This is a genomic window from Stenotrophomonas sp. STEN240, assembly GCF_056756175.1.
Map to the genome: position 1 here is coordinate 1 of NZ_JBRRBO010000028.1, position 14419 is coordinate 14419.

The 14419-nt window shown below is 64.3% G+C and carries 11 protein-coding genes; 3 read left to right on the plus strand and 8 right to left on the minus strand.

The window, feature by feature from the left end; genetic code table 11:
* The first annotated feature begins 213 nt into the window (after positions 1–213).
* Together pdxY and ACVOKO_RS12805 are read left to right on the plus strand one after the other, a co-directional pair.
* Positions 214–1122 (plus strand): pyridoxal kinase, encoded by a 909-nt coding sequence (pdxY, locus tag ACVOKO_RS12800; RefSeq protein WP_062166180.1) that lies wholly within the window; start codon positions 214–216, stop codon positions 1120–1122.
* Positions 1119–2234 carry a prephenate dehydrogenase gene (locus ACVOKO_RS12805; RefSeq protein WP_346499293.1) on the plus strand — a complete coding sequence of 372 codons (1116 nt, stop codon included), beginning with the start codon at positions 1119–1121 and terminating at the stop codon, positions 2232–2234. Before pdxY ends, ACVOKO_RS12805 begins: the two co-directional genes overlap by 4 nt.
* A gap of 689 nt (positions 2235–2923) precedes the next feature.
* Here ACVOKO_RS12805 and ACVOKO_RS12810 read toward each other — a convergent pair.
* The 5 genes from ACVOKO_RS12810 to ACVOKO_RS12830 all read right to left on the minus strand — a co-directional run bounded on the left by ACVOKO_RS12810 (position 2924) and on the right by ACVOKO_RS12830 (position 7469).
* Positions 2924–3139, minus strand: coding sequence for a hypothetical protein (locus tag ACVOKO_RS12810; protein WP_346499294.1), 216 nt, complete (start codon positions 3137–3139; stop codon positions 2924–2926).
* Positions 3140–3430: 291 nt separating this feature from the next.
* Positions 3431–5200: an ABC transporter transmembrane domain-containing protein gene (locus ACVOKO_RS12815; protein WP_346499295.1), complete on the minus strand. Its 1770-nt coding sequence runs from the start codon at positions 5198–5200 to the stop codon at positions 3431–3433.
* A complete protein-coding gene (locus ACVOKO_RS12820; RefSeq protein ID WP_346499296.1) occupies positions 5193–5789 on the minus strand; it encodes an IMPACT family protein in 597 nt (198 codons plus the stop codon). The genes ACVOKO_RS12815 and ACVOKO_RS12820 overlap by 8 nt, the downstream gene beginning before the upstream one ends.
* A gap of 46 nt (positions 5790–5835) precedes the next feature.
* A complete protein-coding gene (locus tag ACVOKO_RS12825) occupies positions 5836–6915 on the minus strand; it encodes a hypothetical protein (RefSeq protein ID WP_346499297.1) in 1080 nt (359 codons plus the stop codon).
* Entirely contained in the window at positions 6912–7469 is a 558-nt protein-coding gene (locus tag ACVOKO_RS12830; RefSeq protein ID WP_346499298.1) for an RNA polymerase sigma factor, read from the minus strand. The genes ACVOKO_RS12825 and ACVOKO_RS12830 overlap by 4 nt, the downstream gene beginning before the upstream one ends.
* 181 nt (positions 7470–7650) lie before the next feature.
* Here ACVOKO_RS12830 and ACVOKO_RS12835 point away from each other — a divergent pair, with 181 nt between their 5' ends.
* Positions 7651–10551, plus strand: a complete 2901-nt coding sequence (locus tag ACVOKO_RS12835) for a bifunctional diguanylate cyclase/phosphodiesterase (protein ID WP_346499299.1) — start codon at positions 7651–7653, stop codon at positions 10549–10551.
* 392 nt (positions 10552–10943) lie between these two features.
* On the opposite strand, the gene ACVOKO_RS12840 is transcribed toward ACVOKO_RS12835, so the two are convergent.
* The 3 genes from ACVOKO_RS12840 to sucB all read right to left on the minus strand — a co-directional run bounded on the left by ACVOKO_RS12840 (position 10944) and on the right by sucB (position 14415).
* On the minus strand, positions 10944–11537 hold the full coding sequence (locus tag ACVOKO_RS12840; protein ID WP_346499300.1) for an LOG family protein: 594 nt from the start codon (positions 11535–11537) through the stop codon (positions 10944–10946).
* Positions 11538–11662: 125 nt separating this feature from the next.
* The gene (lpdA, locus tag ACVOKO_RS12845) at positions 11663–13087 is read right to left on the minus strand and encodes a dihydrolipoyl dehydrogenase (protein WP_346499301.1); all 1425 of its coding nucleotides are present in this window, start codon (positions 13085–13087) and stop codon (positions 11663–11665) included.
* 128 nt (positions 13088–13215) lie between these two features.
* A complete protein-coding gene (sucB, locus tag ACVOKO_RS12850; protein ID WP_346499302.1) occupies positions 13216–14415 on the minus strand; it encodes a dihydrolipoyllysine-residue succinyltransferase in 1200 nt (399 codons plus the stop codon).
* Positions 14416–14419 lie beyond the last annotated feature (4 nt).

Below are 14419 nucleotides of genomic sequence, written 5' to 3' on the forward strand. Positions count from 1 at the left end.
CCTCTGCCGAGCATGGCTCGGCACTACGGGCTTGCTTGTAACGCCTCTGCCGAGCATGGCTCGGCACTACCGGGGTGCGTGTAACGCCTCTGCCGAGCATGGCGCGGCACTACATGATTCAAAAGCCGCGGCCTGCCGCGGCTTTTGCTGTTTATTGGTTGCGCGCGCAAGCGTATGCAGCCGCCGTTCGCCCTGCAGTCGTAGAATAGGGCGATGAACGAAGTCGACCACAGCCATCTCGTGCACGGTCGTCGGCAACGCCCGGATGGGCCGTCGCCGGTGGACGTGATTTCCGTGCAGTCCCAGCTGGTCTACGGCCATGCCGGCAACAGCGCGGCAGTGCCGCCGCTGCGTGCGTTGGGGCTGCGCGTCGCCGAAATTCCCACTACGCTGCTCAGCAATGCGCCGTTCTACGCGACACTGCGTGGCCGTGTGCTGCCTGCCGATTGGTTTGCCGAACTGCTGCAGGGCGCCACCGAACGAGGCCTGCCGCAACGCGCCGGCGCGCTGGTGTCCGGTTACTTCGGCAGTGTCGCCAATGGTGCGGCCTTTGCCGATTGGCTGGACGAAGTACTGCCGCAATCGCCGCAGTTGCGTTACTGCCTGGATCCGGTGATCGGCGATACCCATACCGGGCCCTATGTCGAGCCCGGGCTGGAAAAGATCTTCATCGAGCGGCTGCTGCCGCACGCCTGGCTGGTGACGCCCAATGCCTTCGAGCTGGGCCGCCTTACCGGCATGCCGGCCTTGGAGCAGGATGACGCCATCGCCGCCTCGCGCAAGCTGCTGGAGCGCGGCCCGGAATGGGTGATCGCGCATTCGGTCTCCGGCGACCCCGGCGAGCTGGTGACCCTGGCCATCGGCCGCGAGCAGATCTGGCGCTGGACCTCACCGCATCTGCCGGTGGACGTTGCTGGCACCGGTGACGTGCTGATGTCGCTGCTGGTCGCGTTCCTGCTGAAAGGCCACAGCTTCGAGGACGCGGTAAGCCGCGCCATCGCCGGTGTGCATGCGGCACTGGAAGCGACCTTGGCCACCGGCGTCGAAGAGTTCGACGTGCTGGCGGCCGCACCGGCCGCCTTGGGTACGCCTTACCGGTTCCGCGCCGAGCGTCTGGCGTGAGTCTGCGCCCGGTGATCGGCATCGTCGGCAGCGGCGGTGCCTTCGGGCGTTGGCTGCGCGGCTTTTTCGAGGCGCGGATGGGCTTGCAGGTGATCGGCCATGATCCGATCGATGCGGGCTCGCAGACACCGGAGCAGTTGCTGGAACAGGCCGATGTGTTGCTGTTCTCAGCGCCAATCCGGCATACGCCTGCATTGATCCGCGAGTACATCCGGCAATCGGGTGGGCGTGAGCGCGGCAAGCTGTGGCTGGACGTCACCTCGATCAAGGCCGAGCCGGTGACTGCGATGCTGGAATCGCAGGCCTCGGTTGCCGGGCTGCACCCGATGACGGCACCGCCCAAGGCGCCGACCTTGAAGGGCAGGGTGATGGTGGTCTGCGAGGCGCGCCTGGATGCGCACTGGCAGGCATGGCTGGACGAACTGTGCAGCGCCCTGCAGGCCGAATGCGTGCGCGGGACTGCCGGACACCACGACCGGGTGATGGCGCTGGTGCAGGCGATGGTGCACGCCACCCATCTGGCCCAGGCCGGCGTGCTGCGCCAGTACGCGCCGATGCTGGGCTCGCTGGCTGAGTTGATGCCCTACCGTTCGGCCGCCTTCGAGCTGGATGCGGCGGTGATCTCACGCATCCTGTCGTTGAACCCGGCCATCTACGAAGACATTCAGTTCGGCAATCCGCACGCTGGCGAAGTGCTGGATCATCTGTTGCAGCAGCTGCAGCAGCTGCGTGGCCTGGTGGGGCAGGGTGATGACGCGGCGCGTGCGGTATTCCGCAAGCAGTACCTGGCCGACAACAAGGCGGCCGTGGATGAGCAGACCCTGCGCGATGGCAATTACAGCTTCGAGCGCGTCGGCTACCTGTTGGCGGACCTGACCGACGCGCGCGCGATGAGCGTGCACCTCCCGGAAGATCGCGCGGGTTCCCTGCGTGAGTTGCTGCATGTGTTCGAACGCCATGGCATCAGCTTGGCCTCGATCCATTCCTCGCGCACGCCCAGTGGCGAGGTGCATTTCCGCATGGGTTTCGTGCAGGCCTATGCTGCCGACGTGCTGCAAGCGGCGGCCGAGGAGATCAACCGCAGCGGTATTGGGCGCGTGCTGGATCGATGAGCCTGCAGCGTTTGTAGGAGCGGCGTAAGCCGCGAAGCTGACAACGCCAGCCGAAGCCAATGGCGCATTGCAGTTGCTCAGGCCCTGGAATCGTCGGGGGTCACCGACTTCGCGGCTTACGCCTCTCCTACAAGATTTCCGGCGCTCGTGGGAGCGGCGTGAGCCGCGAAGCTGACAAAGTCAGCCGAAGCCAATAGCGCATTGCAGTTGCCCAGGCCCTGGAATCGTTGGGGATCATCGACTTCGCGGCTTAGGCCGCTCCTACAAGATCTCGGGTGCTCGTGGGAGCGGCGTAAGCCGCGAAGCTGACAACGCCAGCCGAAACCGATAGCGCATTGCAATTGCCCAGGTCCTGGAATCGTTGGGGATCATCGACTTCGCGGCTTATGCCGCTCCCACAAAAGCCAGGGTAGCCAGTGCCCCTTCCAAGCCTTCCCTTTGCTGTTTAGAGGGAGGGGCTCAACCCCATCTGCGTCTCACGGGCTGCGACTTAATCCACAGCGGAGTGTGCGCAAGCATGTGGATAATCTCTGACAACCCTTGGGGCACAAGGCTGTCAAGATGGTTGGTGAAAAAATGAGCAGTCGCAGGCCGAATCGGCAAAGCGTATTCAGAATTACCGGATCAACCTGCAGCACCAGCGCCGGAAGGCGCGCCGGCAATGACCATGGCGCGCTGCTGAAGGGCCATCAGGCCCGGTAGGGCTGGTTCATCGAAAGGCTGACTTCGCCATCGGCACTGAACAGGTTGCTGCCACGGCGCAGCAAGGGGCGGCCATCGGCAAGTTCATAACGGGGCGGATGGGGCGTATTGCTGGCTTGGATGCTGCTTGGCTCATCAAGGAACTCGATGACGATGCAGCTTTCGCCATCGCGGGTGGTTGCCGGAAATTGTCGGAACGCCATAGCTCGACTCCAGTGCTGGAAAGGTGATCGCCGTGCATCCGCTGCGACCACACCTTGAGCTTGCCGCTGGCGGTGTTAGCCATGCGTTAGCGCGGTGTTAGGCATGTGCGAGAAGGTGCAGCAGTTATCAGAACGCGCGTTTTGCGCGGCCGTGGAAGTCAGCTGCCACCCTCCCGTCGGCAGAATGATTGCGTGCAGAAGTTGCGCCGCAACCGCAATTCTTGAATGCAAACAACAAAGGCATTCAATCAAGCCGCCCCATAGAACGGGGTCGGCTTGATTCAAGCCTCATCAATCAATGAACTGCAGTCGCGCCAATTCCGCGTACAAGCCATCCTGCGCGAGCAGCTCGGCATGGGTGCCTTGGGCGACGATGCGGCCGTGGTCCATCACCACGATGCGGTCGGCCTTGAGCACGGTGGCCAGGCGATGCGCGATGACCAGGGTAGTGCGGCCGGCCATCAATCGCTCCAGCGCCTGCTGCACGGCTCGCTCGCTCTGCGCATCGAGCGCGCTGGTGGCTTCGTCCAGCAGCAGTACCGGCGCATCCTTGAGCAATGCGCGGGCAATGGCTACCCGTTGTTGCTGGCCGCCGGACAGGCGCGCACCGCGCTCGCCCAGGTCGCTGGCATAACCTTCTGGCAACTGCATCAGGAAGTCATCGGCCTCGGCGGAACGGGCTGCGGCGCGGACCTCCTCGTCGCTGGCTTCCAGACGGCCATAACGGATGTTGTCGGCGGCGCTGGCGGCGAACAGGGCCGGCTGCTGCGGCACCAAGGCGATGCTTTGACGCAGCTGCGCCGGGTCCAGTTCGCGCAGATCAATACCGTCCAGTCGCAGGCAGCCGCTGTCCGGATCATGGAAGCGCAACAATAACGACAACACGGTGCTCTTGCCCGCGCCGGAAGGCCCGACCAAGGCTACGGTTTCGCCCGGTGCCACGGTCAGGCTGAAATCATCCAGCGCCGGGTGATCGGGGCGCTGCGGGTAGTGGAAGGACACATGCTCGAAGCGGATCTCGCCGCGTACCGGTGTAGGCAAGGGATGCGGCTGGGCAGGCGAATTGATCTGCGGGGTTTCGGCAAGCAGTTCGCCAATGCGACCCATGCCGCCGGAGGCACGCTGCAGTTCGTTCCAGACTTCGGCCAAGGCACCGACCGAGCCGCCGCCGATCAAGGCGTACAGCAGGAATTGCCCAAGCGTACCGGCACTCATTCGGTGATCAACCACATCGTGCGCACCGGACCATAAGACCGCAACGATTGCCCCGAACACCAGCATCATGGCGATGGCGGTAACAAAGGACTGGGTACGGATGCGGCGTTTTGCAGTCGCCACGGAAACATCCAAAGCAGCCTCGAAGCGACCACGCTCATAAGGCTCGCGCGCATGCGCCTGGACCGTGCGCACCGCGCCCAGGGTTTCCGCAGCCAAGGCATTGGCATCGGCGACGCGGTCCTGGCTGGCGCGCGAGATCTTCTGCAACTGGCGTGCGCCAAGCACGATCGGCAGCACCGCCAGCGGAATGCCGATCAGCGAGTACACCGCCAAACGCGGGCTGGTGACGAACAGCATCACCATCGCGCCGACCACGGTGACGCTGCTGCGCAGTGCCACCGACATGGTTGAGCCGATCACGCTGCGCAGCAGCTCGCTGTCGGCAGTGAGCCGCGAGACCAGCTCGCCGCTGCGGGTGCGGTCGTGGAAGCCGGCGTCCAGGCCGATCAGGTGCGCATAGAGCTTGGCACGCAGGTCGGCGACGACTTTTTCGCCCAGGAGGGAGACGAAGAAGAAGCGCGCGGCCGTGGCCAATGCCAACACAACGGCGACGATGAACAGCAGCATGAAAGCGCGGTTGATCTCGCCGCCGCCGGAGAAGCCGTGGTCGATCATCTGCTTGACCGCCATCGGCAGGCTCAGCGTCGCTGTGGACGATATCGCCAGGGCGACCAGCCATGCGCTGAACAGTCCGGCATGGCGGCGCACGAATGGCCACAGGGTTTTCAGGCTGCCGAGTTTCTGCAGCTTGCGCGGTGAGGGGGCGGTGGGGGTTTCAGTCATGGTCGACAGGTTCGCTCAGGCGTAGGCGGTCGCGGGTGGCGTCGCGCAGGCGTAGTGCCAGCGCATCGATCTGGTCTGCCGGCAGGCGCACGTGCAGGCGCAGGCCTTCGGGCAGGAAGTGTTCTTCAAGCTTCTCGGCGCCGGCGCTGCCCAGCAGGGTGTGCACGATGCCCATGTCTTCGAAGCCGCATTGCAGGATGCGCTCGGTCATCGGCACCAAGGGGCTGCGCTGTGCCAGTCGCAGGCATTCGGCGGCGGTGCCGCCATAGGCGCGGACCAGCCCGCCGGCGCCCAGCTTGATGCCACCGTACCAGCGTGTCACTACCACCGCGATGCGGTCATAGCCCTGACCGTCGATGGCGGCCAGGATCGGACGGCCAGCGGTGCCAGCGGGTTCGCCATCGTCGCTGGAGCGGTATTCGTTGCCGTAGCGATAGGCCCAGCAGTTGTGGGTGGCGTCGACATCCGAGACGGATTGGATGAACACCAGTGCCGCAGCGGCATCGCTGATCGGCGCTGCCTGGGCGAGGAAGCGGCTGTGTTTGATTTCCAGCTCATGGCTGGCGGAAGCGGCAAGTGTGTCGAGCATTGCCGTCATTCTAGTGGCAGCACCGCAAAGCGGTAGCGGGTGCAGCTCAATCCTCGAGCAGCGGCCGCAGGTCGCGCGGAATGCGCGCTTCCGGGTAATCGTGGGCGAAACGACGCAGGCTTGCCTTTGCGCCATCCAGGTCGCCGGCTTCAAGGCGTTCGCGGATACGCTTGATCCATTGGTGACGCGACAACGTGGCATCGGCTTCGATGTCCGGGGTGCTGTCGGCGGCGATGGCGGCCGCACGCTGTCGGCGCGCCTCCGCCGCTTTTGTAACCGCCTTGGTGCCGGCATGCGGAATCGGTGCCGGGCCAGTAAGCGCAGGGCGCGGTGGCGCCGTGCGTGCCGGTGCGCTTTGGGTGCGATAGAGGTCGTTCTGCGGAGCATCGGCGTTACCGGCCTGCTCGGTGTAGACCGGGGCTTGCACAGGTGCCGGCATGACCATGGGCGCTGGTGGCGCCGGCGGCGCTGGCGGGGCAATGACCGGAGCCGGCGAGAACGCGCGTGGCGCGCGCTCGGCTATAGCGCCGCTGGCGGGCTCGGCGACGGTGGTTTCGTCCTTGCGGGAGCCGTCTGCTGGCGCGGGCTTGGGCGCGGCTGCTTTGTGTTCTTTTGCAGCGGCTTCTGCTGGCGGCGAAGCGGCAGCGGGCGCGGCGGCCACGTCGACCGGAAGCTGATCCATCATGGGAGCTGCTGGCGGTGCCGCGCTTGGCTCCTGCGCGGCTGCCGCAGCGGAATCGGCAGCGGATTCAGCCGCTGCAACTGCCACGTTTGCTTCAGCTTGCGCTGGCATGGCAGGTGGCGCATCCAGCGGCCGCAGCTGCCAGGCCAGGCCAACCACCAACACCAGCGATGCGGCCACCGCCAGCGAGGACACCAGCCCGCGACGACGGCCCCAGCCGCTGCTGCGACGCGCAGCCGATGGCAAGGGAGTCGGTGCGGTGGCCTGGGTCTGCTCCGGGGCTGGATTCTCGGTATCGACGGCGGCCGGTGCCTGCGCTGCGTTGGCCATGGCGATGATCCGCGCATCGAGTTGCGCGCTGGGCGTAGCTGCGCTCCGGCCAGGCCGGCCGAGCAGCCGGGCCAGCTCGCGCTCTTCGGGGGTAAGCATGTCTGCGGTCTTCATTCGCTCAACCTCGCGCGCAGCTTGTCCATCGCATAGCGCAGCCGCGACTTGACGGTTTCCCGGCCAACGCCGGTGATCTGCCCGATCTCCTCCAGGCTGAGTTCCTGTTCCAGTCGCAGGATCACGACTTCCTGTTGTTCGGCTGGCAGCTCAGCCAAGGCCTGACGCAGTTGTAGGCGTTGGGCTTGTTCGTCTGCCAGTAATTCAGGGGTGCAGGTATCGGCCAGGCTCGCGGTGCGTTCGTCGGCATCGGCCGGTGCGACGGGCCGATGACGCGCTGCCCGCCAATGATCATTGAGCCGGTTGTGGGCGATGCGGAACAGCCAGGTGGAGAAGGCGGCATCGGGCTTCCAGCCGGCCCGGGCATGGATCATCTTCTGCCAGACGTCCTGGAACAGCTCTTCGGCCAAGGGCCGGTCGCGCAGCTGGCCCAACAGGTAATGAAACAGGCGCGCACGGTGCCGGGCGTAGAGCTCGGAAAACGCATCGCTGTCGCCGTCGGCATAGGCCAACATCAACACTTCATCGGTAGGGGTCTGGACAGCGGTATCCACCTGCCAAGCGTAGTGGTTGGCTCGGGTTCTGCCTAGCTCGACAAGGCAGTCGGGCGATGCTTATTCAGACTTGTGAAAGATAATCTTTTTTCTGAGACCCACTGCTCTTGACCGCTGCGAAAGGTATGCTGCGGAATCAGGGGGGAGTTCCGGGAGACCGGAACCCAGAGAGAACGGATAGATGTCGTATAGCGAGCTTGACGCGCGGGCCGAATCCACGCGCGCCGATACTTTTTCGCCGGTTACCAAAGTGGTGGCGACATTGCAGGGCTTGTTGCCCCGCGCCAGCAATGTTGCGCTGGCGTGGCGTGATGCGGTGCTGGGTGAAGGCAACTGCAGTTTCCCGGAGCCCGCCGAGGGGCTTTGCCGCTTGGCGCGTGAGCGTCTGGCCGGGACCGGCGTGGACCTGCCGGGCAGCGTCTTCGAACTGGCCTGGCGGCATGAGCTGGGCACCGATTGCGTGGTGCTGATCGATACCGATGAAGTGATGTCCATGGTGCGCCGCGAAGCCTGGGAGGGTACTGCGCGGGTGCTGATCGGCTCGGCCATGGAGTTGATGCGCCAGCGCCTGCAGATTGAAGAGCTGCAGCGCTCCAAGCAGTTGCAGAAGGCGCTGTTCGAGATTGCCGACCTGGCCGGCGCCGACCTGGCGATGACCGAGATGATGGCGCATTTCCACCGCATCCTTGGCTCGTTGATGTACGCCGAGAACTGCTACATCGTCGAGTGCGATGAGTACCAGCAGAGCCTGGAATTTCTGTATTTCGTCGATACCCACGACAGCTACCTGCCAGAGCCGGGGCGTCGCTACCGCTATGAGGAGATGCCGGCCAGCCTGACCTTTGCGGTGCTGCGCAACGGCAGGGCATTGAGTGGGCCCTCGCGTGAGTTGGCGAAGTTCCTGGAGCAGCAATACGAGGTGTCGGAAGGCGTCGAGAGCACCGATTGGCTGGGTGTGCCGATGTGGCGCGACAACCGCGTATGCGGCGCGATCGTGGTGCAGAGTTACGTTGCCGATGCCTGCTATGGCGAGGAAGAGCGTGCACTGCTGAACTTCGTCGCCAAGCACATCCTTACCGCGATGGACCGCCATCAGGCACATGCGCAGCTGGAACAGCGTGTCTGGCAACGCACCCAGGACCTGGAGCACATCAACGGCCACCTGCAGGGCGAAATCATCGAGCGGCGGCGCGCGGAGTTGTTGCAGGCGGCGCTGTTCAACATCTCCGAACTTGGGATGAGTGGCAAAGCCACCGGTGAGTTCTACGCGCAGGTGCACGGGATCATCGGTCGCCTGCTTGATGCCAGTAATTTCTACGTGGCGATGGTGACCGCAGATGCGGCAGGCATCGAGTTCGTCTATTCGGTAGACCGCTTCAATCGCGAGCGTGCAACCCGGGTTTTCAGCGCTGGTTTGACTGAGTACGCACTGCAACGGCGCGAGCCCGTGCTGCTGGCGCGTGCGGATATCGACCAATTGATCGCGGCGGGCACCTTGAAGGAGTTTGGTGCCAAGTCGCAATGTTGGTTGGGGGTGCCGCTGTTCAGCGATGACGAAGTGGTTGGCGTCATCGCCGTACAGAGCTACAACCCCGAGGTGGCGTTCACTGCCGATGACCAGCGCTTGTTGGTTTTTGTCGCCCGCACCATCGGCAACAGCCTTGCCCGCCAGCGCGACCAGCAGCGCCTGTTGCAGGCGCATGCGGAACTTGAGTTGCGCGTGACTGAACGTACCCGCGAGTTGGGCGAGGTCAATCAGAAGTTGTTGGGGCAGATTGGCGAGCGCATGCGCGCCGAGCAACGCCTGACCCATCTGGCCATGCACGATGTGCTGACCGGCCTGCCCAATCGCCTGCACCTGCAGGACCGTCTGGAGCGGGCGATCGAGAATGCGGAACTGGGTATCGCCCCGCACTTCGCGCTGCTGTTCCTCGATCTGGATCGTTTCAAGTGGGTCAACGACAGTATCGGCCACGCTGCCGGTGACCAGATGCTGGTTGAAGTGGCGCGCCGCCTGGTGGGCCTGGTGCGCGGCGAGGATGTGGTGGCGCGCTTGGGCGGTGACGAATTCGCATTGCTGGTGCCCTGCGAGCGCGGCTCCAATGCGGCGATGGAGTTGGGGCGGCGCCTGCTCAAGGCCCTGGAAGCCCCGATGTGGGTGGACGGGCGCGAGCTGTTCCCTTCGGGGAGCATCGGTATTGCCGTCTGGGATGCACGCTATACCTCCGGTGCGGATCTGTTGCGCGACGCCGACGCGGCCATGTATAGGGCCAAGCTCAAGGGCCAGGACCGCTGCGTGATGTTCGATGGCGCGATGCACGACGAGGCCATGCGCAGTCTGGAGCTGGAAGCGGACCTGCGCCGGGCGATCAAGAAGCGCGACTTCCTGCCGTATTACCAGCCCATCGTGTCGCTGCTGGATGGTGAAGTGGTTGGCCATGAAGCACTGCTGCGTTGGCGGCACGAGCGACGCGGCGTACTGCTGCCGGGGCAGTTCCTGTCGCTGGGCGAGGAGAGCGGCCTGATCGAGCAGGTGGACTGGCAGATCTACGAGCAGGTGGTCACCGATATGGCGAGCTGCACGGCCGGCTATATCTCAGTGAATGTGTCGCCACGACATTTCCGCTCCGCCGAGTTTGCGCCACGATTGCTGGGCATGCTGGACGCGGCGGGTGCTGATCCCGAGCGTCTGCGTGTTGAGATCACCGAAATGGCGTTGCTGGATGATGAGCCACGGACCCTGCGCACGCTGCATCAACTGCGTGAGCGCGGCGTGGTGGTGCAGTTGGATGATTTTGGTACCGGCTATTCGGCGTTGTCGTACCTGCATCGCTTCCCGATCAGCGCACTGAAAGTGGATCGCAGTTTTGTGGCCGGGCTGCATGATGAAGGCAGCAGCAGTACGTTCGCGCTGGTGCAGGGTGTGCTGTCGCTTGCGCGCACGCTTGGCATCGAAACGATAGGCGAGGGCATCGAGGATGAGCGGCAGCTGCAGACCTTGAAGGACCTGGGCTGCAATTTCGGCCAGGGTTACCTGCTCGGCTATCCAGCCCCGCGCGAGGAAACCCTGCAGCGCGCATAAGTGCTGGGTTTTTGTAGGAGCGGCGTAAGCCGCGAAGCTGACAAGGTATACGCCGCGCACCGGCTGCAATTGCACGATGCGCAGTGGCTGTTTCTCACTGGGAAGACCAGTAATCTGTACGGGCTATGAGCTTCGCGGCTTACACCGCTCCCACAAACCACCCGTCGGGAATGTTGTAGGAACGGCGTAAGCCGCGAAGCCACCAATGCATCCGTCGCGCACCGTCCGCAATTGCACGAGATGCGCATTTGCTGTTGCTCGCGCGGAAGACTGGCGATCTGTGCGATGTACGAGTTTCGCGGCTTATGCCGCTCCTACAAACGACCCGTCGGGAATGTTGTGGAAGCGGCGCTGGGTGGCCTAGGGCGATAAGCCGCGAAGCCGGGAGTACCTCAACGCAGCGCGTTGCGCTTCTTCTCGTCGAACCACTTGTCGGCCTGGGCCGGCGAGTAGTTGCGCATCCACTCCAGCATCTGCGTGGCGTCTTCGCCGTACCACAGGTCATCGCGCTGTTCCGGGTGCAGGAAGCGCTCGCTGACCATGGTGTCGATCATGTTGATCAGCGGCTGGTAGAAGCCATCGATGTCGAGGAATGCGCAAGGCTTGTGGCCGATGCCGAGCTGGCGCCAGGTCAGCATCTCGAAGATCTCTTCGGCGGTGCCGAAGCCGCCGGGCAGGGCGACGAAGGCATCGGACAGGTCGAACATGCGCGACTTGCGCTCATGCATCGAGCCGACGATCTCCAGCGAGGTCACGCCCTTGTGCGCCACTTCCATGTCCACCAGGTGCTGCGGGATCACGCCGGTGACTTCGCCGCCTGCGGCCAGCACGCCATCGGCCACCGCGCCCATCAGGCCGGTACGGCCGCCGCCGTAGACCAGGCGCAGGCCTTCGTTGGCGATGCGCTTGCCCAGTTCGGTGGCGCGTTCGACATAGATGGGCTTGGCGCCGGGGTTGGAGCCGCAATAGACGCAGATGGACTTCATGTGTTGTTCCTGGTGAATGGGAAGAGGTGGTCGCTCTGTGGCCGCTGAACAGGCGCGCAGACCGGGGAATACAAAAGCAAGAAGGCTCCGCCGGAGCGGAGCCTTCAGGTCACAGGCCGTGGAGCTTAGTTGGCCTTGTGGATGGCGCGCTTGCTGACCGCCATGGCCGCGTCATGTACTGCTTCGGACAGCGACGGATGGGCGTGGCAGATGCGTGCCAGGTCATCGGACGAGCCGCTGAACTCCATGGTCAGCACACCTTCGTGCACCAGCTCGGAGACATTGGCGCCAACCAGGTGCATACCCAGCACGCGGTCGGTTTCGGCATGTGCCAGCACCTTGACGAAGCCAGCCGGCTCCACCATGGCAACCGCGCGGCCGTTGGCGGCGAACGGGAAGCTGCCAGCCTTGTACGGGATGCCCTCGGCCTTGAGCTGGGCTTCGGTCTTGCCGACCCATGCCAGTTCCGGCTCGGTGTAGATCACCCACGGGATGGTGTCGAAGTTGACGTGGCCCGGCAGGCCAGCAATCAGTTCGGCCACGGCGACGCCTTCTTCAAAGCCCTTGTGGGCCAGCATCGGGCCGCGCACGCAGTCACCCACCGCCCAGACGCCATCGACGCCGGTGTGGCAATGGTCGTCGACCACGATCTGGCCACGCTCATTGAGCTGTACGCCGGTACCTTCGGCCAGCAGGCCCTTGCTGGCAGCGCGGCGGCCAACGGCGACCAGCAGCTTGTCGACGGTCAGGGTCTTGTCGCCCTCGGCATCGGTGTAGCTGACGATGACTTCGTTGCCCTTGATCTCGGTCTTGGAAACTTTGGCGTTGAGGCGGATGTCCAAGCCCTGCTTCTTGAATTCCTTGGCGGCAACCTTGGCCACTTCGGCATCGGCTACGGCCAGGAACTCCGGCAGTGCTTCCAGAATCACCACTTCCGAACCCAGGCGCTTCCACACGCTGCCCAGTTCCAGGCCGATCACGCCAGCGCCGATGACGGCCAGGCGCTTGGGCACTTCGGTGAAGTCCAGCGCGCCGACGTTGTCGACGATGAGGTTGCCGTCAAACTTGGCGAACGGCAGCTCGATCGAATCCGAGCCGGCGGCGATGATGACGTTGGTGCCCTTGAGCTCGACTTCCGAACCGTCGTGCTGCTTGACCTTGACCACGTTGCCAGCCTGCAGCTGGCCGAACCCGTAATAGGTGGCAACCTTGTTGGCCTTGAACAGCTGGGCGATGCCGCCGGTGAACTGCTTCACGATGGCGTCCTTGCGGCCGACCATCTTGCTCACGTCGATCTTGGCGTCGTTGAAGCTGATGCCGTGCTGATCGAAGATGTGGCCCATGTTCCAATACTGGCGCGAGGAGTCCAGCAGCGCCTTGGACGGGATGCAGCCCACGCGCAGGCAGGTGCCGCCCAGTGCCGGCTTGCCGTCCTTGCCCAGCGCTGCATCGATGCAGGCGGTCTTCAGGCCCAGCTGTGCGGCGCGGATGGCAGCGTGGTAGCCGGCCGGGCCAGCACCGATGACGACGACGTCGAATTGTTCAGCCATTTGAGATTCCTTGTTGCCTGTTCCTTCTCCCGCCGGGAGAAGGTGGCGCATAGCGCCGGATGAGGGTGCGGGTGAGGCTGCCCTCACCCCAACCCCTCTCCCGCAGGCGGGAGAGGGGCTCAGAGCTCTTACAGACCGAACAGCATGCGGCCCGGGTTTTCCAGCTGGTTCTTGATGTCCACCAGGAACTGCACCGAATCCTTGCCGTCAATGATGCGGTGGTCATAGGACATGGCCAGGTACATCATCGGGGCGATCACGACCTGGCCGTTCTCGGCGATCGGACGGTCCTTGATGGCGTGCATGCCGAGGATGGCGCTCTGCGGCGGGTTGATGATCGGGGTCGACAGCAGCGAGCCGAAGGTGCCGCCGTTGGTCACGGTGAAGGTGCCGCCCTGCAGTTCTTCCAGCGACAGCTTGCCGTCACGGGCCTTCTTGGCGTAGTCGGCGATGGTGCGCTCGATGTCGGCGAACGACATGCGCTCGACGTTGCGCAGCACCGGGGTCACCAGACCCTTTTCGGTGGACACGGCGATCGAGATGTCCGAGTAGCCGTGATAGATGATGTCGTCACCATCGATCGAGGCATTGACCAGCGGGAAGCGCTGCAGTGCGTTGGCGGCAGCCTTGACGAAGAAGCTCATGAAACCGAGCTTGATGCCGTGGGCCTTGACGAACTCTTCCTGCAGTTCCTTGCGCGCAGCCGACACCTTGGACAGGTTGACTTCGTTGAAGGTGGTCAGCATCGCGGTCGAGTTCTTCGACTGCATCAGACGCTCGGCAATGCGCTTGCGCATGCGGGTCATCGGTACGCGTTCTTCCGGACGTGCACCGCCGGCCTTGCCGACGCCGCCGTTGCGGGCGAAGTTGACGATGTCTTCCTTGGTGACCGCGCCGTGGCGGCCGGTGCCGGACACGTCAGCCGGGTTCACGCCTTCGGTGATGGCCGAGAAGCGGGCGCCCGGGGGCAGGGTGTCGGCAGCCGACTTGGCAGCCGGGGCCGGTGCAGCGGCAGCAGCCGGAGCGGCGGCGGCCGGGGCAGCAGCCTTCGGCGCTTCAGCAGCAGTGGCCGGAGCGGCAGCGGCAACCGCGCCTTCCTCGATGATGGCCAGCAGCTGGCTCGAGGTGACGGTGTCGCCTTCCTGGAACTTGATTTCCTTCAGCACGCCATCAACCGGCGCCGGTACTTCCAACACGACCTTGTCGGTTTCCAGGTCGAGCAGGTTCTCATCACGCTTGACGGCATCACCCACCTTCTTGTGCCAGGTGGCGATGGTGGCGTCGGAGACGGATTCGGGCAGTACCGGTACTTTGACTTCGGTGGCCATTTGG

What these genes read in the sequence shown, in the direction of transcription:
- pdxY (WP_062166180.1), top strand. Translation starts at nt 214, where the DNA reads ATGAACGAAGTCGACCACAGCCATCTCGTGCACGGTCGTCGGCAACGC.
- ACVOKO_RS12810 (WP_346499294.1), bottom strand. Translation starts at nt 3,139, where the DNA reads ATGGCGTTCCGACAATTTCCGGCAACCACCCGCGATGGCGAAAGCTGC.
- ACVOKO_RS12815 (WP_346499295.1), bottom strand. Translation starts at nt 5,200, where the DNA reads ATGACTGAAACCCCCACCGCCCCCTCACCGCGCAAGCTGCAGAAACTC.
- ACVOKO_RS12820 (WP_346499296.1), bottom strand. Translation starts at nt 5,789, where the DNA reads ATGCTCGACACACTTGCCGCTTCCGCCAGCCATGAGCTGGAAATCAAA.
- ACVOKO_RS12825 (WP_346499297.1), bottom strand. Translation starts at nt 6,915, where the DNA reads ATGAAGACCGCAGACATGCTTACCCCCGAAGAGCGCGAGCTGGCCCGG.
- ACVOKO_RS12835 (WP_346499299.1), top strand. Translation starts at nt 7,651, where the DNA reads ATGTCGTATAGCGAGCTTGACGCGCGGGCCGAATCCACGCGCGCCGAT.
- ACVOKO_RS12840 (WP_346499300.1), bottom strand. Translation starts at nt 11,537, where the DNA reads ATGAAGTCCATCTGCGTCTATTGCGGCTCCAACCCCGGCGCCAAGCCC.
- lpdA (WP_346499301.1), bottom strand. Translation starts at nt 13,087, where the DNA reads ATGGCTGAACAATTCGACGTCGTCGTCATCGGTGCTGGCCCGGCCGGC.
- sucB (WP_346499302.1), bottom strand. Translation starts at nt 14,415, where the DNA reads ATGGCCACCGAAGTCAAAGTACCGGTACTGCCCGAATCCGTCTCCGAC.